We start from the raw sequence: 19,485 nt of genomic DNA, 5'->3' as shown, positions 1-19,485 counted from the left end.
TTCCCGGACGCACGAACCGTCGGTGTGGCCTCCTAGACTCCCGATAGCCCTACGCGCCGGAGCACGGGAGCCGGCCGAGCCCATGAGGAGGCCGTCCGTGCCGCGATTGACCAAGGTCCTCGTCGCGAACCGCGGGGAGATCGCTGTCCGGGTCGTGCGCGCCTGCCGGGACGCCGGCCTCGCCAGCGTCGCGATCTACGCCGACCCCGACCGCGACGCACCTTTCGTCCGGCTCGCGGACGAGGCGTTCGCGCTCGGCGGCACCACGGCGGCGGAGTCGTACCTCGACATCGGCAAGGTGGTCGACACCGCCGGGCGCGCCGGCGCCGACGGGATCCACCCGGGCTACGGGTTCCTCAGCGAGAACGCCGACTTCGCACAGGCGGTCATCGACGCCGGGCTGATCTGGATCGGCCCCACCCCGCAGGCCATCCGGGACCTCGGCGACAAGGTCACCGCGCGGCACATCGCCATGCGCGCCGGCGCCCCGCTGGTGCCGGGCACGCCGAACCCCGTCTCGGGTGCCACCGAGGTCGAGGAGTTCGCCGACGAGCACGGCCTGCCGATCGCGATCAAGGCGGCGTTCGGCGGCGGCCGGGGAATGAAGGTCGCCCGCGAGCGTCGGGAGATCGCCGAGCTGTACGAGTCGGCGGTCCGCGAGGCGACGGCCGCGTTCGGCCGCGGCGAGTGCTTCGTGGAGCGCTATCTGGACAAGCCGCGCCACGTCGAGGCGCAGGTGCTGGCGGACACGCACGGCAACGTGATCGTCGTCGGCACCCGCGACTGCTCGCTGCAGCGCCGCTTCCAGAAGCTCGTCGAGGAGGCGCCCGCGCCGTTCCTGTCCGACGAGCAGCGCGCGACGATCCACGAGTCCGCCAAGGCGATCTGCCGCGAGGCCGGCTACCACGGGGCCGGCACCGTCGAGTTCCTCGTCGGGCAGGACGGGCTGATCTCGTTCCTCGAGGTCAACACCCGGCTGCAGGTCGAGCACCCGGTCTCGGAGGAGACCTCGGGGCTGGACCTCGTGCGCGAGCAGTTCCGCATCGCCGAGGGTGAGGTCCTGAACCTGCTCGACGACCCGGAGCCACGCGGGCACTCGATCGAGTTCCGGATCAACGGTGAGGACGCCGGCCGAGGGTTCCTGCCTGCGCCGGGCACGGTCTCGGCGATCACCTTCCCGGCCGGTCCGGGCGTCCGTGTCGACGCCGGTGTGGAGAGCGGGTCGGTGATCGGCGGGCAGTTCGACTCGCTGCTGGCCAAGCTGATCGTCACGGGCTCGGACCGCCGGCAGGCTCTGGAGCGGTCGCGACGTGCGCTGGCCGAGTTCCAGGTCGAGGGGATGGCGACGGTGCTGCCGTTCCACCGGCTGGTCGTCGACGATCCGGCTTTCGCGCACGACTTCACCGTCCACACCCGGTGGATCGAGACCGAGTGGGACAACACGGTCGCGCCGTTCGGCGGTGCGGCGGACGCCGAAGAGGCCGCACCTCGGCAGTCGGTGGTCGTCGAGGTCGGGGGCCGGCGGCTCGAGGTGTCGCTGCCGGGCGACCTCGCACTCGGCGGAGGTGGCGGCCAGGCCGCCGCCCCGTCGCGCGGGGCGCCTCGCAAACGTCACGGGAAGGGCACCCCCAAGACCTCAGGGGATGCGGTCACGGCGCCGATGCAGGGCACGGTCATCAAGGTCGCGGTGAGCGACGGCGACACGGTGTCGGCGGGCGACCTGATCGTCGTGCTCGAGGCGATGAAGATGGAGAACCCCGTCACCGCCCACAAGGACGGCACCGTCACGAGCCTGGCTGCGGAGCCGGGCAGCTCGGTCGGTCAGGGCACCGTGCTCTGCGAGATCAAGGACTGATCTGGACCCCGTCGAGATCAACGCCGGCCCGTGGTACCTCCGCGCGCCACGGGCCGACGCACGGCTCGACGACCGAACCGCGATCGTCGAGTCGGCACGCGACCCCGAGATCCTCCGGTGACGGCACCGTCCGGACCCGACTCTGGACGCCGCCACGGCCTACATCGCTCGGCGGACGGCCGGCTGGAAGCGCGACGAACGCTGCTCGTGGGGGGTGTGTGAACCGACCAGCGGGCGGATGCTCGGCGAGGTCGAGCTGGTGAACCTCGACCTGCCGATGGGCACCGCGAACCTCACCTGCTGGGCGCTGCCCGAGGCCCGCGGTCGCGGGATGAGCAGCGCGGCTGTCGGCGCCGTCGTCCGCTTCGCGTTCGGTGGCCTCGGGCTGTACCGGGTCGGGTACCAGTGGGCGGTGGGCAACCACGCATCCGGACGGCTGGCTGCCCGGTGCGGGTTCGTCGTCGAGGGCCGCGAGCGGTCGGCGTGGGTCGTCGAGGGCCGTCGGACCGACGTGATGATCTGTGGTCGGCTCGCCACAGACGGTTGACGACCGTCGCCGCGGCGTTCTACGGTCGATGGGCCGGGCTCTTTCACCGCCGTCCGCACCGTGCTGGACAAGTGCATCGCGGACAGCGGCGACGCCACCCGTGTGTTCACGTCCACGGGGGCCAGGTCCCTCCGCCACGCGGATGACCGCGCCGCGGATCCGTCCGACGCGTCGGCAACAGCCACGCCGCGGACACGCCCACCGCACCTTCGGCGACCAGGATCCGTCATGCCGACCGAGACCGTCTTCGTGACCCTCCACATCCACACCGACGGGCCGATCCCCGGCCCTCATTCCCTGCTCACCCTCTCCTCCGCCGCGCACGGCGACGGAGGCCTGATCGGTACGTTCACGATGAACGTGCGCGAACTGCCCGGCGCCACCGTCCACCCCGTGTCGCTGCAGCACTGGCGGGCGCGGGCGGAGGACTGGCTCACCACCCGCCGGGCATCCCGCCCACCTGCTCTGGCGACCGACGCCTACCTTCGGTGGCTCGAGAAGCTCCCGGGAGAACCGACGCTGGTCACCGATCCAGTGGGGCCCGAGCACCTGTTCGTCTTCTGGTACCTGCACCGGTTCGCCGGGCAGTGGCCCTTCGTCCGGACGAGCACGGAGGCCGCGCTGCGGGAGAGGTTCCCGCGCGTGCTCTGCCCGTTGAGCGGGTGCCGGTCTCTGGCGCAGACCAGTTGACGACCGGAACGGCCGGTGCGTGGTCGCATCGGCCGTTCCGGCGTTCCGGGCTGTGCGAGTGCGTTAGCGTCGCTCGGTGCGCACCGTGCTGCTCCTCGTAGCCGCCGTTGCGGTGGCCGGATGTGCGACGGCGCCGGAGCCGGGAGCGCCAGCCGGACCGAGTAGCGCCGCCCCAGCGCCACAGCGTCCGCGGGAGGTGCGGTTGGACGGGGTGGACCCGTGCTCGCTCATGACTCCAGCGGAACGTACTGAGTTCGGGCTAGATGGCACCCCCCGCTACACGAATCCGCCTACTCCGCTGTTCGGTGGAAGCGTTCCTACGTGCACAATCACCGGCTTGGCGAACCGACCCGTCGCCCTTGGAGTAGGGGCAGTCACGACAGTCGGCATAGAGCGATGGCGGCAGGACGATCTTGCAGCCGTGGTGGGAACGACTAGTGTCATCGGCTTTCCCGCGGTGGTCGCGATACCGAAGCGAACCACCGACTACTGCAGCGTTGAGGTCGACGTGGCACCTGGACAGCTTCTAGACGTTCAGTTCAGCGACGGCGGCGGAGAGCCTCCGATCCCACAGGAAGAACTCTGCAACACTGCTCAACGTGCGGCAGAAGTGATGATGCAGTCACTCCTGGCGCGATAGTTCGCAGTCGCAAACACTTCACCAACAGCGGCCTCCCGAGGTCCTCGCACGGCATACCCTGCTGCGTAGTCGGATCGAGGGAGGAGCCCGTGGAGCGCCAGCAGGAAATCCTCTGCCTGGAACCCCATATGGCCCCCTTCTTGCGGGAGCACTTTCGGGATGCTATTGACCAGGTAAGCACTGCACTCACTGCCCTCAAACGCAACGGATATCTGAGCGCTCCTTGGCTTGGCGACGAGGTCAGCAGCACAGTCGCTGCTCACTATGCACGTCGCGCCATGGAGGAACCGGACTCTTCCTATCAATCGCTCCTGGCGTACCGCGACGAGTTGACCCGGATCCACGACTCCCTCGAACGCATGGAGGACGAGTACCTCACTACCGATCATGACCTATCCGCCGACCTGCGGCGCCGGACATGAGCGGCGTCCGCTGGGAGGGGCTCTCCCACGAGGAGATCTACTCCCGGGTCCAGCAGGGGCCCGGGCGCCTCGCCTCCTCCGACGCCGAGGCCGCGTGGAACACCGTCGAGAGCACGATCCGCGCCGTCGACGCCCAGCTCACCCGCGCCGTCAAGCAGATCGGCGCCGGCTGGCAGGGTCGAGCCGCCGAGGCCGTGCACGGCGGGATGACCGTGATGAGCAACTGGGCCCTCGACGCCGCCGGCGACGCGACGCTCACCAAGAACGGCATCGCCGCCCAGGCCGAGCAGGCCGGCCACCTGCGGAGCGCGGTCCCGCCTCCTCGCACCGAGGAATGGAACCGGCTCGTGAATCAGCAGGTGCCGGGCGTCGGGCTCATGTCCGCGATGAGCGACCTCGGCGCGCTCGAGGAACGGATGGCGAACGACCACGCGGTGGCGGTCGACATGATGAACCGGTACTCGAGCCAGTCGTCCGACAACCAGCGGATGATGAACTACTGGACACAGCCGCCCACGGTGGTCGTGCAAGCCGTTCCGGGGGTCTCCGCGAGAAGCGCCGGCTCCTCCCTGTCAGCGGCGGCGGTGGGGACGCGCGCGGGCTCGGCTGCTGCCCCAGCAGGTTCACCGCCCGGCGGTTCTGGCGCGGGTGGCCGCGGCGACGACACGTCGTCGGTCCCCGAGGCAGCCGGCGCTGTGATCCCCAACGTCGCAGCGGCGGGCGCAGCACCGTCCTCGGCCGATTCGCGTTCTACCGGCCGGGGCTCGCCGGCAGGCGACGGATCGACGACAGGTGCGGCCGGACCTGCGGGGATGCCCGGATCGGTATCCGGAACCCGCGGCGATCCCGCGGTGACGCCGCTGCCCGGCACCGTCCCTATCGGCGGAGGTCCGGCCGGCTCGTCGCGAACACAGGACCGGTTCCCGGGCTTCGGGCCGGAACGCCGCTTGCCGAGCGGAGCCCCGGCCGGCGGCGGCGGCGTGCGAGCGATCGTGCCCGGGCCGCCGCAACCCGGCAGCGAACCGTCGGGTCGACTGCCTCGCACCACCGTCCCGGGAACGAGTGGTGAGGTGCCACCTCGGACCGCCGGTACTCCTCCAGAGGGCACCGAGCGCGTCACCACCGGACGAGCCTCACCGGCGGCGAACCACGGCATCCTCCCGATGGGCGGAGCCGGAGCCGTCCGGGCCGTCGAGCAGGAACACCGCCGAGCCTCCTATCTCATCGACGACTCGGACGCGTTCGCCGACGACCGCTGGTTCCCCCCACCCGTGATCAGCGGCGACATGGCGGGGTTCCGTGGCTGAGCTCGTGGTCGGCCGCCGCGTTCTCTCATTGGCGGAGTTCGACGTCGTGTGGCGCGCTCTGGGGCTCGGCGCACCACCCGTGGTGCTCCAGCTCCCGTCACCGGGGCGTACGCACACGGAGCGGCGCCGCGTCGAGGCCGAGGTGTGGACCGCGCTGCGCGAGCGCGGCTTGGCGGACGTCGCCGGGCCGGAGCTCGGCCTCGACCGTTCCCTCCGCCTGCTCGCCGCGCCCTCGTTGAGGGTGGAGGTGCGGGCGTGGGGCGCGCTCACGGTCCGGGCCGCCATGGCCGACGCCGACGACGACGTAGTGCTCGCGCGGCGGCACGAGGACGCGGTCGTGGTGGACGCGTGCGCCTCGATCCCCGGTGCCGTAGTCGGTCTCCTGGCCGGCCGGCCGGCCGGGTCTGGTCAGGCCGCCACGGTGCCCGGCTCCGAACTGGAGGCGGCGCTGCGCCGACCGTCCGGCGCCGGGCTCCGCGCGGACCTCGTCGACCGCGGTGTCGACCGAGAACGGGCAGGGCTGTTGGCGCGCATGTTGCACGGCATCGAGGGGCGCGCGCAGATCGCCGTGCTCGTCCCGGACCGCTGGGGCGTCCTGCACCGTTCGGGCGGGCTCGTGGAGGTGCTGGATACGCCCCGCGGGCGCTACCTGTTGACCCGCACCAGGAGCGCCGACGGCACCTCGTGGACGAGCGTCGCTCCGGTCGACGACCGCCGACTACGGCAGCGCCTCGCCGAACTGCTCGAGCAGGACGGTCCCACTCAGTCCAGGTCGCCGTGCCGCATCAGTTGCCGGCCTGCCTCCGTGATCGAGCCCGACAGCGACGGATAGACCGAGAACGTGTGCGCGAGGTCCTCCACGCTCAGGCCGTTCTGCACGGCCATGGCGATCGGCAGGATGAGTTCGCTGGCCACGGGCGCCACGATCACTCCACCGATGATCACACCCGTCGCCGGGCGGCAGAACAGCTTCACGAAGCCGCGCCGCAGGCCCTGCATCTTCGCGCGAGGGTTCGTCGCGAGCGGCAGCATGATCGTGCGGGCAGGGACCTCGCCGGAGTCGATCGCACGCTGGCTGATGCCGACGGTCGCGATCTCGGGCCGGGTGAAGACCGCAGCGGCGACCGTCTTCAGCTTGATCGGGGACACGCCCTCGCCGAGTGCGTGCCACATCGCGATCCGCCCCTGCATCGCGGCAACGGACGCGAGCATCAGCACGCCAGTGCAGTCGCCCGCGGCGTAGATCCCGGAGATGTTGGTCCGCGACACCCGGTCGACGGGGACGAAACCGCCCCGATCCGTCTCGATGCCCACCTTGCCGAGCCCGAGGTCGGCGGTGTTCGGGACCGAGCCGACCGTCATGAGCGCGTGCGAGCCCGTGATGACCCGACCGTCCGCGAGCGTGACGGCGACGCCGTCGTCGGTCCGCTTCACCGACTGGGCCCGTGCCTGGGCGATCATGTTCACGCCGCGTTCGACGAACACGTCCTGCAGCACGGCCGAGGCGTCGGCGTCCTCGCCGGGCATCACGCGGTCCCGGCTGGAGATCAGCGTGACCTCGCTGCCCATCTCGACGTAGGCCGAGCAGAACTCCGCGCCCGTGACGCCGGACCCGATCACGATCAGGTGCTCGGGTAGCTCCTGGAGGTCGTAGAGCTGGCGCCAGGTGAGGATCCGCTCGCCGTCGGGACGCGCGTCGTCAAGCACCCGTGGGGTCGCGCCGGTCGCGATCAGCACGACGTCCGCGGCCAGTTCCTCGGTGCCCTCGGTCGTCACCGCTTCGACGACGTGCGCCGAGGCTGCGGTTTCGCCGGTGAACCGGGCCGTCCCCAGGATGATGCGGATGCCCTCCCGCTCGAGGCGCGCGCGGACGTCGGCCGACTGCGCGAGAGCCAGACTCTTGACGCGGTTGTTCACCGCGGGTAGGTCGACGGGCGATGCGTGCCGGTCGACCTGGACGCCGAGTTCGTCGGCGCGGCGCAGCTCGACGCGGATGCCGGCTGAGGCGATGAACGTCTTCGACGGCACGCAGTCGTCGATGACACACGCGCCGCCCATGCCGTCGCGCTCGACGACGGTGACGTCGGCGCCGTGCTGGACCGCGACGAGAGCCGCTTCGTAGCCCGCCGGACCTCCGCCCATGATCACAATTCGGGTCACGCGCGCACATCCTCCTGCTGCTCTTGCGGTTGCACGATCACGGTACGCCCGCCTGACGTGCGCGGGAGCGCCGAGGTGGGCAGCGGCACCCGCACGCGGTGGCCCGCGCCGGTGGACCAGGTTGGGCCCGCACTACCCTGTGGGCGTGCCGCTGTACGCCGCCTACGGGTCGAACATGGATCCGGCGCAGATGAAGGAGCGTGCCCCGCACTCGCCGATGGCGGGCACGGGGTGGCTCATGGGCTGGCGGCTGACGTTCGGCGGCGAGGACTTCGCGTGGGAGGGCGCGCTGTCCACGGTCGTCGAAGACCCCTTGTCGCAGGTCTTCGTGGTGCTCTACGACGTCCCGGACCACGACGCGGCACAGCTCGACCGCTGGGAAGGCGGCGAGCTGGGGCTCCACAAGAAGCTCCGGCTTCGGGTCCACATGCTCGACGGCGACGTGCTGGCCTGGATCTACGTGCTCGACGCGTACGAGGGCGGTCTGCCGTCGGCGCGCTACCTGGGGGTGCTCGCGGACGCGGCCGAACAGGCCGGTGCGCCTGCCGACTACGTGGCCGAACTGCGCAGTCGTCCCAGCAGCAAGTCCTCCTGATCGCTGTTCCGCGACTCCGCACAGCTGCATCCGAGTCTGGCGTTCTTGCACACGATCATCGCTGCACGCGCTCACCACGTGTAGCCGCAGCACGCAAATGCCGCGCGAAGCTCTGTGAGAATCGCGTCGGGTCGACAAGGTCCGCTGATCGGGCCCGGACGACGATCCACCCGCGCTTACGCAGGTCATCCTCCCGAGCCTCGTCCTCGGCCTCACGCCCCGCGTGGCTGGCATACCCGTCGTACTCGACCGCGATCCGCAAGAGAGGCCAGGCCAGGCCAGATCGAGCCGGCAGAGCTCGCGGCCGGACGGTGACAACAAGCTGAAGTCGACCTCCGGCAGCGGAAAGCCGCTCTCGATGAGCAGCATCCGCGTCCAACTCTCAGGAGCCGACTCGGCGCGAGGTGAGGCGAGCTCCCACAGGTGCGGCCCGCGCACGCTGCCGCGCGGATCGGGCGAGCCCGGATTCGGCAGAGGACGGCCGCGCGGAACTCTTCGCAACGCGATGCAGCCTTCCGCAGCGTCTCGTCACCGATGGCGAGTGCATCGGCCGGCCTCGCTGTGCAGAGGAGGTCCGCGACGACCTGAGGTAGCGCCAGCACACGCAGTCCGTCGAGCACCATCCGCGTTCGTCGTCATCAGCGCGGCGGCGGACCGGGTTCGCGGATCACACCCATGATCAGAAGCTGTGGATGGACGGCGGACGATGTGGACAACTGGCTGTGCACGAACGCGAAACTCAGGTGCGCGAACGCAAGACTCGCGCTCGTGGGGGGCAGGGCGTCAGACGTCAGGGGGTGAGGGCCGTGAGCGCGGCCTGGGTCAGCACCCGGACGCCGAACGGGAGGGCGCGCTCGTCGAGGTCGAACGTCGGCTGGTGCAGGTCGCGCATCGGGCCGTGGCCCGGCCACACGCCGATGCGGGCCATCGCACCCGGCACGTGCTCCAGGTACCAGGCGAAGTCCTCGCCGCCGCTCGACTGCTCCGTGGTGCACGAGGCGTCCGGCCCCAGCACGGTGACCGCGGCGTGGCCCAGCATGCGGGCGCTCTCCGCGTCGTTCACGACCGGCGGCACGCCGCGGACGTGGGACAGCGTGAACTCCGCACCGGTGGGCGCGAGGATCTGCCCGACCAGCGTGCGGACCAGGCCCTCCAACGCCTCCCACGTGGTGTGGTCGCCGGTGCGCAGGGTGCCGCGCAGCACGCCCTGCTGCGGGATCGCGTTCGCCGCCTCTCCCGCGTGAACCGCGCCCCAGACCAGGACGGTGCCCGACCGCGGGTCGACGTGGCGGGTCAGCAGGAGCGGGAGCTGCGTGATGACCAGACCGAGCGCCTCCACCAGGTCCGCGGTCAGGTGCGGACGGGCGGTGTGCCCCCCGGGCGAGCTCAGCGCGATCTCCACCACGTCGCAAGCCGAGGTGATCGGGCCGACGCGGGTGCCGAGCTTTCCGACCTCGAGCCGCGGGTCGCAGTGCAGCGCGAAGATCCGGTCGACGCCGTCGGTGGCGCCGTCGGCGACCATGTCGATCGCGCCGCCGGGCTGCACCTCCTCGGCGGGCTGGAAGACGAGCCGGACCCGCCCCGGCAGCGTCGGCGCACTCGCCAGCGCGAGCCCGGCACCGAGCAGCATCGCGGTGTGCGCGTCGTGACCGCACGCGTGCATCACGTTCGGCACGGTGGAGGCGAACGGCAGCCCCGTCGACTCGTGCAGCGGGAGAGCGTCGAGGTCGGCACGCAGGGCCACGCAGCGCTTGCCGCGGCCCACGTCGCACACCAGACCGGTGCCGCCGGGCAGGGTGCGCGGCTCGAGGCCGGCCGCCGTCAGCAGGTGGCCGATCAGGGCCGTGGTGCGGTGCTCGGCGCGGCCCAGCTCCGGCGCGGCGTGCAGTGCACGACGCCAGGAGACGACCTCGGACCGGTGCAGTGCCAGCCACGAGTCCAGCCATGCCGGACCGCTGCCTGCGCCCATGTCGACGACCGCGGGACCGGTGGCCGGCACGACGGCCGTGTCCTTCTCCAGGACCGTCACCGGACCCCACCGCCCCTCGACTCTTCGTGGTGCATCAGCTCATACTCCTCACCCGGACGGCGGTGTTCCAAGCAGATACGACCTACTAGCCGGAATGCTCGCCGAGGGGTTGCCGATCTGCTGCGGACGGGCACACGACACGTGATGAACGGTCGGACCCGCGACGACGAGCGGGATCTTCCGCCGTTCGTCGCACCCGTACCGGCGTCTTCGTCGGTTCCGACATCGACTACCCGGCGAGCGCGCCGCCGACCCGTCCGGGAACAGACCGGCCGCACACCTCTGAGCTACAACGCACCGGGCCCGCCGTCCCATCCCGGCCGGAACGGTCCTGCTCCACGGCCCGGTACGGGGCCGGAAGCATCGCGGCCGGAACGGCTGGCGACAATGGTCCCGTGCATCCGGACGACCAGCAGCGCCTGATCGGTGGGCGCTACCGGTTGTCCGTGCAGCTGGGCAGCGGCGCGATGGGCACGGTGTGGTCGGGCTACGACGAGGTGCTGCGCCGCCGCGTCGCGGTCAAGGAGCTGAAGGTCCCGCCGGGCATCCCGCAGCGCGAGGCGATGGCGATGCGCGAGCGGATGCTGCGCGAGGCGCGCGCCCTCGGCGGGCTCTCGCACCCCAATGTGATCACCGTCTACGACGTCGTCGACGCCGGTGGTGAGCCGATGGTCGTCCTGGAGATGGTGCCGTCGCGCAACCTCGCGACGCTGATCTCCGAGCAGGGCGTGCTGTCGACGGCCCAGGCCGCCGTGGTCGGCTTCGCCACCTCGGCCGCACTCCGCGCGGCGCACCGGGCCGGGATCACGCACCGCGACGTCAAGCCGGGCAACGTCCTGGTCGCCCACGACGGGCAGGTCAAGCTCACCGACTTCGGGATCGCCCGCAACGTCGCCGACGCCCCGATGACGACGGCCGGCCTGGTGCTCGGCTCCCCCGCCTACATCGCGCCGGAGGTCGCCGCGGGCCAGCCGGTGACGCCCGCGGCCGACCTGTGGGGATTGGGCGCAACGCTCTTCGCCGCGGTCGAGGGACGTCCCCCGTACGACGTGCGCGGCGACCCCGTCTCGACGATCACCGAGGTGGTCGACGGCGAGGTGCCCCGCCCCAGCGCGGGTGGCCCCGTCACCGACGTGATCGCCGCGCTGATGGTCAAGGAGCCGGCGAAGCGGATGTCGCTGGGCGAGGTGCGGCGCAGGCTGCGGCCGCTCATCGGCGACCCCGACGACCCGCTGTACCCCGGCTCACCCGACGCCCCGACGATGGCGGCCCGGTACCGGGTCCCGCAGGGGTCACGCGGCGGGTCCGGAGGATCCGGGCCGGCGAGTTCCGGCGAGTCGGGTCCTGCGGGCCGATCGGCACCGCCCGCGACGCCGGCGCCGGGAGTCCCTGCGCCCCAGGGCATCTCGTCGTCGAATCCCTCGTCGGCGCCCGCGCCGGCCGGAGCGCCGGTGTCGGCCGCACCGCTCGCCGCCTCACCGGGGCCGCTGCCCGAGGCGCTGCGAACGACCGCGCCCCCACCCGCCCCGCCACCGGTACGTGCTCCGGCGCCGCCGGACGAGGTGCAGACCGAGATCCGGCCGCCCGCACCGAGACCGGCCCAGCTCGACCGGCCCGGGCCGGTGGGCCGCACCGCCGTGGGCCTGGTCGCGGCGGGGGCGGCGGTGGTGCTCACCGGGCTCGTCGGGGGCTGGGCGGCGACCCGCGCCGTCGCGGGGCAGTCGCCGCTGACCACTGTCACGGTGGCGACGGAGGCCGCCCAGCTGCGCGCGCACACCGACGACCTGGGCTTCACCGCGCAGGTGCCGGAGAACTGGACCGAGCGCCGCGACGACCGGTCGGTCAGCTTCGTCAGCCCGGACGGCAGCGAGGAGCTCACCGTGGCCCGCGCGACCTCCGCCGGGGAGGTGCTGTCCGGGATCACCCCGGCGGTTCTCGGCACCGCGGACCTGCGCCCCGACCCGCCGGAGGACGTGGGCGGCGGCGCGACGCAGGTCGTCTACCGGACCAGGGACGACGGCGTGCACCGGACGGGCTGGGTGCGCGTGGTGCCCGCAGGCGACAGCGTGCTGGCCGTGCGGCTGACGGCCCCCGGGGGCAACTCCGAGAGCGTCTCGGCGCAGCTGTTCGACACGATGGCCGACGCGGTGACCCCGGCGGGCTGATCACCGGCGACCGTAGGCTGCGGGCCATGACCGATTCCGCCGTGGCGGCGGCCCACCTCGCCAAGGCCACCGGCATCGCCACGCACGACGTGGCCGTGGTGCTGGGCTCGGGGTGGCGACCGGCCGCCGACGTCATCGGCACGCCCGCGCACGAGCTCCCGATGGCCGACCTCCCCGGCTTCGTCCGGCCGGTCGTCGCGGGGCACGGCGGGACGCTCCGGTCGGTGCCCGTCGGCGACCGCAACGTGCTGGTGCTCCTCGGCCGCACCCACCTCTACGAGGGTCACGGTGTCGACGCCGTCGCACACGGGGTGCGCACCGCCGCGGCGGCCGGCTGTCGGACCGTCGTGCTCACCAACGCCGCAGGCGGGATCCGCGACGGTATGGCCGTCGGCGACCCGGTGGCCGTCGCCGACCACCTCAACCTCACCGGCCGCTCCCCCCTCGCCGGCCCGCGCTTCACCGACCTCACCGACCTCTACTCCCCCCGCCTGCGCACGCTGGCCCGCGAGATCGACCCGACGCTCACCGAGGGCGTCTACGCCGGGCTGCCCGGCCCGCACTTCGAGACGCCCGCGGAGATCCGGATGCTGCGCGCGCTCGGGGCCGACCTCGTCGGGATGTCGACGGTGCTGGAGGCGATCGCCGCACGTGCGGAGGGCGTCGAGGTCTTCGCGCTGTCGCTCGTGACGAACCTGGCCGCCGGGCTGTCGGGGGCGCCGCTGAACCACCAGGAGGTCCTCGACGCCGGTGCCGCCTCGGCCGCGCGGATGGGCGCGCTCCTGCGGGACCTGGTGACCCGGGGATGAACACGGCGCTGAATCCGGGGCCGAATCCTGGGATGAATCCGGGGCTGCGCGACGCGGCGATGCGCTGGATCGCCGACGATCCCGACCCGGACACCCGCGTGGAGCTGCAGCGCGTGCTCGCTGCCGCGCTGACCGGCGACCGGCAGGCGGCCGACGACCTGGCCGACCGCATGGCCGGGACCCTGCGGTTCGGCACGGCCGGGCTGCGCGGTCCGGTGCGGGCCGGGCCGAACGGCATGAACGTCGCCGTGCTACGCCGGACGACCGCCGGGCTCGCGCACTGGCTGCGCGCGCAGGGCCGCGCCGGGGCACCGGTCGTGGTCGGCCGCGACGCCCGCCGCGGGTCGGAGGCGTTCGCCACCGCCGCCGCCGAGGTGCTGGCGGGCGCCGGTTTCGCCGTCCGGGTGCTGCCCGGCCCGCTGCCCACCCCGGTGCTCGCCTTCGCCGTCCGCGAGCTCGACGCCGTGGCCGGGGTGCAGATCACCGCCTCGCACAACCCGCCCGCCGACAACGGCTACAAGGTCTACGTCGACGACGGTGGCCAGCTCGCGGCGCCCGCGGACGTCGAGATCGAGGCGGCGATCGCCGCCGCGCCGCCGGCGGTCTCCGTCCCGGTCGGCCCCCCGCACGGGATCGCCGACGTCCGCGAGGCCTACCTCGACCGCGTCGCCCGCCTGCCCCGCGGCACGGCCCGAGACTTGCGGATCGCGCTGACCCCGCTGCACGGCGTCGGCGGCGAGACCGCCGTGCTCGCGCTGGCCCGCGCGGGATTCACCGACGTGCACGTCGTCGCCGAACAAGCCGCACCGGACGCCGCCTTCCCGACCGTCGCGTTCCCCAACCCGGAGGAGCCCGGCGTCGCCGACGCGCTGCTGGCGACGGCCGAGCACGTCGGCGCAGACCTGGCCGTCGCCCTCGACCCCGACGCGGACCGCTGCGCGCTCGGCCTGCCCACCGCGGACGGCTGGCGGATGCTCACCGGCGACGAGACGGGTGTGCTGCTCGGCGACCACGTCCTACGCAACGGTTCCGGTGATCGGCTGGTCGCGACCACCGTCGTCTCCTCGTCGATGCTGCAGTCGATCGCGGCGGCGTACGGCGCCCGCTTCGCCGAGACCCTGACCGGCTTCAAGTGGATCGCCCGGGCCGGTCCCGGGCTGGTCTACGGCTACGAGGAGGCGCTCGGGTACTGCGTCGACCCCGACGCCGTCCGCGACAAGGACGGCATCGGTGCCGCCGTGCTGGCCTGCGATCTCGCCGCCACGCTGAAGGCCGCGGGTGCCGGGCTGCCCGACCGGCTCGACGAGCTCGCGGCCGCGCACGGCGTGCACGCCACCACCGGGCTCCCCGTCAGGATGGCGCCGGCCGACCGCGACGCCGTCGTCGAGCGGCTCCGGTCGCAGCCTCCGGAGGGTTGGACCGCCGACCGGCCGGCACCCGACGTCCTGGTGTTGCGTCGAGCCAGCGAGCGGGCCGTGATCCGGCCGTCAGGCACCGAGCCGAAGCTCAAGGCCTACCTGCAGGTCGTGGAGCCGGTCTCCGGCGATCTCGCCGCCGCCCGGGCCACGGCGGACCGGCGCCTCGCCGCGCTGCGCGGGGAGGTCGCGGCGCTGATCGGCGGCCCCGGCTCCGACGGCGGTGATCACCAGGTCTAGCCTGCCGCGCGTGCCCCGGCCGAAGGTCCACGACGCGGCGCTTCGCCTGCGCCTGCTGGAGTGCGCGGGAGCGACGCTGTCGACCCGCGGCATCGCCGCGCTGAGTCTGCGCACCCTCGCCGCGGACGTCGGCACCTCCACCACCGCCGTCTACGCGCTGTTCGGCGGCAAGCCGGGCCTGCTCGCCGCGCTGCACGCGGAGGCGTTCGCCCGCCTCGGCGCGCGGCTCGACGCCGTGCCGGTCGGCGCGGACCCCGTGGAGGACCTCGTCGCGCTCGGCCTCGCCTACCGCGACGCGGCGCTCGCCGACCCGCACTTCTACGACGTGATGTTCGGCGGGGCACTGCCCGCGGACGAGCGGTGGTGGGCCGTCGCCGCACCGATCCTGCGTCCCGTCGTCGGCGTCGTGCAACGAGCGACGAGCTGTGGCGCACTCCGCCAGGGTGTCGACGCCGCGACGGTGTCGCTCGCGTTGTGGGCGACCGTCCACGGCCTCGTGTCGCTGCACCTGCGCGGGCTGCACCCGGCCGACGCCCCGGCGCCCGCGGCGGTCGTCGACGCCGCCGTGCGGGCGGTGGTGGCGGGCTGGCTCGCCGCCCCGCTGCCCCGGGTGACGACCTAGAACCGACGCCTAGACCGATCCGAACTGCCGGTCGCCCGCGTCTCCCAGCCCCGGCACGATGTAGGCCGAGTCGTTGAGCCGCTCGTCCACGCTCGCCGTCACCAGCCGGACCGGCAGGTCGCTGTCCCGCAGCCGGGCGATGCCCTCCGGGGCGGCCAGCACACACAACGCCGTGACGTCCGTGGCGCCGCGCTCGACGAGGAGTTCGATCGTGTGCACCATCGAGCCACCCGTGGCGAGCATCGGGTCGAGCACGAAGACCGGACGGCCCGCCAGCGTCTCGGGCAGCGACACCATGTACGTCACGGCCTGGTGGGTCTCCTCGTCGCGCGCCATGCCGACGAAGCCCACCTGCGACTCGGGGACGAACGCCTGCGCCGCGTCCACCATCCCGAGCCCGGCGCGCAGCACCGGCACGAGCAGCGGCGGCTGCGACAGGCTGTAGCAGAGGGTTCGAGCGACCGGCGTGTGAATGGGAGCGGTGCGCAGCGGAGCCCCGCGCAGGGCCTCGTAGACGAGCATGAGCGTGAGGTCGCGCAGCGCCGCGCGGAAGGTCGCGTTGTCGGTGCGGGCGTCGCGCATCGTCGACAGCCGCGACTTCGCCAGGGGATGGTCGACGACCAGGACGTCCATGGTCGACACCGTAGAGCCTCCGTGCCTATCGAGCCCGGTTCGGTGTTTCGTCCGTCCACCGCCACGACAGGCCGTCGCGGCGGGCCCGTGCGCGGTCCTCCAGGACCGGCTCGCCGGCTCCGGTGGCCGCGAAGCACGACAGCACGATCTCGTCGTCCGAGGCGTCGATCCGCAGGATGCTGCGGAACAGCGGGGGCCGGCGCGGCTCGATGAGGGCCGGGGGCGGGTCGCCGGGCAACGTCCGGCCGGATGCAGGCAGGGGGTAGATCTGGCCCGCGGCGCGCCGCGTCCGTGCGGAGACGTCCGCGGACGGCGTCGACGGCCGGGGAGCGCGGTTGCCGATCCGCTCGGCCATGATCGTCGTCGCGTCGTCCGGACGGATCGCGAGGCTGCCGACGCCGAGCAGGCCGCGGTGCTTCGTGCTGAACCGGGCCAGCGAATCGCCGCGTAGCGGGTAGCAGCGGAAGTCGTCCTCGGACACGGCAGGCCCGAGGCGGTCGACGTTCGGGATGCGGTGGGTGGCCGACAGCGGGGCGCCCGCGGCACCGGCGACGACGTACTGCACCGTCCGGCCGTCGCGCAGCCGCACGGGATAGCGCTGGTAGTTGTGCTCGCCCGTCCCGAACGCCGCGACGTAGCCGTAGGCGGGGTCGGTGACGATCTCGTTGAGGTCGCCTCCGTCGTCGAGCGGGATCCGGTGCAGCCGCGCGCCGGCGAACACCGGCCGGGCGGCGACAAGGATCTTCGGCCGGTCGTCCGCGGACACGGCCCGCAGCCAGCGGGCCTGTGCGCCGTCCACCCGACCGGTCAGCCCGGTGTCGACCAGGACGAGCCGCAGCGGCCCGGCGTCGACGGCGCAGTACGGGCCGGGCTGGACCGCGTACTGGGCGTCGGTGTCGCGGTACCAGCGGGCGGCGGCGAGTTCCTCGGGCGTGGCGGTGGGCGACCGGCGCCAGAACAGCCGGCGCACCAGGCGTGCCCACGCGGGGCCCTGGTCGGCCGGCACGGGGGCGCCGGCGTCGGGCGGGGCACCGCAGAAGACCGTCATGAAGCCGGCCAGGCCGTCGTGCCAGTCGGCAGGGCCGGGGACGCCGTAGATCGGGGCGGGGTAGTCGGCGTAGGGCCGAAGCAACCGCTCCTCGTAGGACCGGAGCCCGCCTGCGGGCACGCCGATGTCGCCACAGGCAACGGCGAGGTCGGTGTCGCCGGCGACCGCCGTGAACGCGGGCGCGACGGCCTGCTGGGTCGCGCGGCCCGCTCCGGGATCTCCGATCACCGCCACCGAGGCGCGCTCGAGCGCGGCGAAGCGGTCGACGACCCGGTCCGCAGGAGGCGCCGGTGCGCCGTCGGCCCGGGCCCACTCGTCCATGCGCCGCAGCCACAGCCGGCGGGCCTCGTCGGTGGGATCTCCGAGCAGGCGCGCCAGCACGGCGTTCCGGGCGGCGAACGGGGGCCGGCGACGGCGGCCGGTCAACGTCCGGCCGGTCGGTGGGCGTCCCCATCCCGCGACCGCGGGCGCGACCCGTGACGACGGCCGGTCAGGCACGGGGGGTGGATCGGCGGACGCCGTGGCCTGCTCGTCCCGGGGCGAGGGCCAGTTCCGCATGGCGGGCATCGTGGCAGGTCGTCCCGCGCTCGTGCATGGCGAGTGCGCCTCGATCACCTGACGTGACGAATCGGCCTTCTGTGACCCGGTTGTCGGGCGTCCACCCTCCTCGCGGTGGTCAGGAGGCCGACCATGATCAACGACCTGGGCGCGGGGTACCCGAAGTCCAGGATCAATCACTTCGGAGAGGAGAAAGTCGATCACGGAGCGTGTCGACACGGACACGCTCACCCTGCGCACCCCCCGGTCCGTTCGCCGAGTGTCCCGATCTCACGACGGCCCGTGAGATCTGATGACGAAAAGGTGACCCGAACGGGTGGTTAGGGCCGTGCACCGTGACACGGGGCCGTCGTTCGACGCTGTACTAGACGACGAGGAGGTGATCCGGTGCCCGAGAACACGACTTCCGAAGAGGCGACACTGATCGCTGCGGCGGAGAAGCTCACCCAGTGCGACGGCTACGTCGTCCTGGCGGTCGACCCACAGACCGGTGAGGTCGACGCCCACGGTCCGTTCGACGGCCTGACCGCCACGGTCAAGGCCGACCAACTCCGTCGAGACTTCGATCGCGGTGGCCTCGAAGACGTCTCGGTCGGCGTCGTCAGGCTCCACCAGACGACCTGAGAGGCGCGCTCCCCGTCGACCCCCGGCACCGCCCGCCGCGACACGTGACGGGCGGTGTGTCGCTCCCCGACCGACACGTGTCCTGTGGATCACCGCCGCGACAGAGCGTGGCGGGGATCCACAGGCGGAATCACTAGACTCCCCACCGTGACCGCGACCGTCCCCCGAACGTAGATCCGGGCCGGTGTGGCCGGGCTCCCCGACGTGGGCCGCGACGACCGCTCCCTGCGTCGCTTCCTGCACGGCCTGCCGCCGGTGGACGAGGCAGGCCTGGAGCTGCGGTCCGCCGAACTGGCCCGTCGCCGCGTCGCGCGCCCCGCCGTCCCGACCCCTCGAACCCGGAGGTCCCGCCGGTCGCGGCCGTGTGCGTCTACCCGGATCTCGCCGGTGTCGCCGCCGAAGCGCTGCGCGGCACGCCCGTCCAGATCGCCGCGGTGGCCACGGCCTTCCCGTCGGGCCGGGCGTCGCTGCCGGTGAAGCTGGCCGACACCGCCCTTGCCCTCGACGGGGGCGCCACCGAGATCGACGTGGTGATCGACATGGTGATCGACCGCGGTGCATGGCTCAGTGGCCGCTACGGCCACGTGTACGACGAGATCGTCGCCGTCCGCGAGTTCATCGACGGCCCCGCGCACCTGAAGGTCATCCTGGAGACCGGCGAGCTGCCCGGCTACGACGACGTGCGCCGGGCTGCGTGGTTGGCACTGTTGGCCGGGGCGGACGTCGTGAAGACCTCTACGGGCAAGACGTCGCCGGCCGCGACGTTGCCCGTGGTGCAGGTGTTGCTGCAGGCCGTCCGCGACTGGCAGCGGGCCACCGGCGAGCGGCGCGGCGTGAAGGCTGCCGGCGGGATCCGCCGCGCCCCGGACGCGGTGCGGCACCTCGTGGCGGTGCGGGAGGTCGCGGGTCCGGAGTGGCTGACGCCGGCCCTGTTCCGTTTCGGGGCGTCATCGCTGCTCGACGACCTGCTGCGACGCCGTCGAGGGGTCGCCTGATGGACTGGGACTACGGGGTGGCACGAGAAGACGCTGCGGGGGCACGCCTGAAGCCGGCCTACTCGCCGTTCGTCGACGGCCGGTTCGTCGGAGGTGGCGACCCGCTGACGGTGGGCGGATAAGCTGGAGTA

The 19,485-nt window shown here is 72.9% G+C and carries 18 protein-coding genes and 1 pseudogene; 15 read left to right on the top strand and 4 right to left on the bottom strand.

Annotated features, from left to right (window positions below; genetic code table 11):
- Positions 1-82 precede the first annotated feature (82 nt).
- The 7 genes from RM445_RS04465 to RM445_RS04440 all read left to right on the top strand — a co-directional run bounded on the left by RM445_RS04465 (position 83) and on the right by RM445_RS04440 (position 6,293).
- The gene (locus tag RM445_RS04465; protein WP_397469224.1) at positions 83-1,855 is read left to right on the top strand and encodes an acetyl/propionyl/methylcrotonyl-CoA carboxylase subunit alpha; all 1,773 of its coding nucleotides are present in this window, start codon (positions 83-85) and stop codon (positions 1,853-1,855) included.
- Between the two features lie 142 nt (positions 1,856-1,997).
- Complete coding sequence (locus tag RM445_RS04460) at positions 1,998-2,402, top strand: GNAT family N-acetyltransferase (RefSeq protein ID WP_311554917.1); 405 nt, start codon at positions 1,998-2,000, stop codon at positions 2,400-2,402.
- 228 nt (positions 2,403-2,630) lie between these two features.
- A complete protein-coding gene (locus tag RM445_RS04455) occupies positions 2,631-3,092 on the top strand; it encodes a hypothetical protein (protein ID WP_311554703.1) in 462 nt (153 codons plus the stop codon).
- 76 nt (positions 3,093-3,168) lie between these two features.
- On the top strand, positions 3,169-3,732 hold the full coding sequence (locus RM445_RS32265) for a DUF3558 domain-containing protein (RefSeq protein ID WP_397469223.1): 564 nt from the start codon (positions 3,169-3,171) through the stop codon (positions 3,730-3,732).
- An 89-nt stretch (positions 3,733-3,821) separates the two neighbouring features.
- Positions 3,822-4,154, top strand: coding sequence for a hypothetical protein (locus RM445_RS04450; RefSeq protein WP_311554702.1), 333 nt, complete (start codon positions 3,822-3,824; stop codon positions 4,152-4,154).
- Positions 4,151-5,461 (top strand): WXG100 family type VII secretion target, encoded by a 1,311-nt coding sequence (locus RM445_RS04445; protein WP_311554701.1) that lies wholly within the window; start codon positions 4,151-4,153, stop codon positions 5,459-5,461. The genes RM445_RS04450 and RM445_RS04445 overlap by 4 nt, the downstream gene beginning before the upstream one ends.
- The gene (locus RM445_RS04440) at positions 5,454-6,293 is read left to right on the top strand and encodes an ESX secretion-associated protein EspG (RefSeq protein ID WP_311554700.1); all 840 of its coding nucleotides are present in this window, start codon (positions 5,454-5,456) and stop codon (positions 6,291-6,293) included. The genes RM445_RS04445 and RM445_RS04440 overlap by 8 nt, the downstream gene beginning before the upstream one ends.
- Here the strand turns inward: RM445_RS04440 and RM445_RS04435 are convergent.
- Entirely contained in the window at positions 6,224-7,621 is a 1,398-nt protein-coding gene (locus RM445_RS04435) for an NAD(P)H-quinone dehydrogenase (protein WP_311554699.1), read from the bottom strand. The two genes, RM445_RS04440 and RM445_RS04435, sit on opposite strands and share 70 nt — an antisense overlap.
- A gap of 145 nt (positions 7,622-7,766) precedes the next feature.
- On the opposite strand from RM445_RS04435, the gene RM445_RS04430 reads away from it, so the two are divergent.
- Complete coding sequence (locus RM445_RS04430; protein WP_311554698.1) at positions 7,767-8,216, top strand: gamma-glutamylcyclotransferase; 450 nt, start codon at positions 7,767-7,769, stop codon at positions 8,214-8,216.
- Positions 8,217-9,006: 790 nt separating this feature from the next.
- Here the strand turns inward: RM445_RS04430 and RM445_RS04425 are convergent.
- Positions 9,007-10,185: a M20 family metallopeptidase gene (locus tag RM445_RS04425; RefSeq protein ID WP_311554916.1), complete on the bottom strand. Its 1,179-nt coding sequence runs from the start codon at positions 10,183-10,185 to the stop codon at positions 9,007-9,009.
- A gap of 455 nt (positions 10,186-10,640) precedes the next feature.
- Between RM445_RS04425 and RM445_RS04420 the strand changes: the two genes are divergently transcribed.
- The 4 genes from RM445_RS04420 to RM445_RS04405 are packed head-to-tail and all read left to right on the top strand — an operon-like array spanning position 10,641 to position 15,496.
- Positions 10,641-12,410, top strand: a complete 1,770-nt coding sequence (locus RM445_RS04420) for a serine/threonine-protein kinase (protein WP_311554697.1) — start codon at positions 10,641-10,643, stop codon at positions 12,408-12,410.
- A 26-nt stretch (positions 12,411-12,436) separates the two neighbouring features.
- Entirely contained in the window at positions 12,437-13,219 is a 783-nt protein-coding gene (locus RM445_RS04415; RefSeq protein ID WP_311554696.1) for a purine-nucleoside phosphorylase, read from the top strand.
- Positions 13,220-13,251: 32 nt separating this feature from the next.
- Positions 13,252-14,874: a phospho-sugar mutase gene (locus tag RM445_RS04410; RefSeq protein WP_311554695.1), complete on the top strand. Its 1,623-nt coding sequence runs from the start codon at positions 13,252-13,254 to the stop codon at positions 14,872-14,874.
- 10 nt (positions 14,875-14,884) lie between these two features.
- Complete coding sequence (locus tag RM445_RS04405) at positions 14,885-15,496, top strand: TetR/AcrR family transcriptional regulator (protein WP_311554694.1); 612 nt, start codon at positions 14,885-14,887, stop codon at positions 15,494-15,496.
- A 9-nt stretch (positions 15,497-15,505) separates the two neighbouring features.
- Here RM445_RS04405 and upp read toward each other — a convergent pair whose 3' ends face one another.
- Both upp and RM445_RS04395 read right to left on the bottom strand, forming a co-directional pair.
- Complete coding sequence (gene upp / locus RM445_RS04400; protein WP_311554693.1) at positions 15,506-16,129, bottom strand: uracil phosphoribosyltransferase; 624 nt, start codon at positions 16,127-16,129, stop codon at positions 15,506-15,508.
- 25 nt (positions 16,130-16,154) lie between these two features.
- Complete coding sequence (locus RM445_RS04395) at positions 16,155-17,735, bottom strand: hypothetical protein (RefSeq protein ID WP_311554691.1); 1,581 nt, start codon at positions 17,733-17,735, stop codon at positions 16,155-16,157.
- Positions 17,736-18,122: 387 nt separating this feature from the next.
- Between RM445_RS04395 and RM445_RS04390 the strand changes: the two genes are divergently transcribed.
- From RM445_RS04390 to RM445_RS04380, 3 genes and pseudogenes are all read left to right on the top strand, one after another.
- Complete coding sequence (locus tag RM445_RS04390; RefSeq protein WP_311554690.1) at positions 18,123-18,359, top strand: hypothetical protein; 237 nt, start codon at positions 18,123-18,125, stop codon at positions 18,357-18,359.
- A 174-nt stretch (positions 18,360-18,533) separates the two neighbouring features.
- Positions 18,534-19,354, top strand: a pseudogene (deoC, locus tag RM445_RS04385) (deoxyribose-phosphate aldolase).
- Positions 19,354-19,476, top strand: coding sequence for a hypothetical protein (locus RM445_RS04380; protein ID WP_311554689.1), 123 nt, complete (start codon positions 19,354-19,356; stop codon positions 19,474-19,476). Before deoC ends, RM445_RS04380 begins: the two are co-directional and overlap by 1 nt.
- Positions 19,477-19,485 lie beyond the last annotated feature (9 nt).

The organism is Pseudonocardia charpentierae (assembly GCF_031845345.1).
Lineage (GTDB): Bacteria > Actinomycetota > Actinomycetes > Mycobacteriales > Pseudonocardiaceae > Pseudonocardia > Pseudonocardia charpentierae.
The sequence above is the reverse complement of the archived record's forward strand: the minus strand, read 5'-3'. Positions and strand labels throughout refer to the sequence as shown.

Coding starts and splice junctions, on each gene's coding strand:
- RM445_RS04465 (WP_397469224.1), top strand. CDS start 83: ATGAGGAGGCCGTCCGTGCCGCGATTGACCAAGGTCCTCGTCGCGAAC.
- RM445_RS04455 (WP_311554703.1), top strand. CDS start 2,631: ATGCCGACCGAGACCGTCTTCGTGACCCTCCACATCCACACCGACGGG.
- RM445_RS04445 (WP_311554701.1), top strand. CDS start 4,151: ATGAGCGGCGTCCGCTGGGAGGGGCTCTCCCACGAGGAGATCTACTCC.
- RM445_RS04425 (WP_311554916.1), bottom strand. CDS start 10,185: ATGGGCGCAGGCAGCGGTCCGGCATGGCTGGACTCGTGGCTGGCACTG.
- RM445_RS04415 (WP_311554696.1), top strand. CDS start 12,437: ATGACCGATTCCGCCGTGGCGGCGGCCCACCTCGCCAAGGCCACCGGC.
- RM445_RS04410 (WP_311554695.1), top strand. CDS start 13,252: ATGAATCCGGGGCTGCGCGACGCGGCGATGCGCTGGATCGCCGACGAT.
- upp (WP_311554693.1), bottom strand. CDS start 16,129: ATGGACGTCCTGGTCGTCGACCATCCCCTGGCGAAGTCGCGGCTGTCG.
- RM445_RS04395 (WP_311554691.1), bottom strand. CDS start 17,735: ATGCGGAACTGGCCCTCGCCCCGGGACGAGCAGGCCACGGCGTCCGCC.
- RM445_RS04380 (WP_311554689.1), top strand. CDS start 19,354: ATGGACTGGGACTACGGGGTGGCACGAGAAGACGCTGCGGGGGCACGC.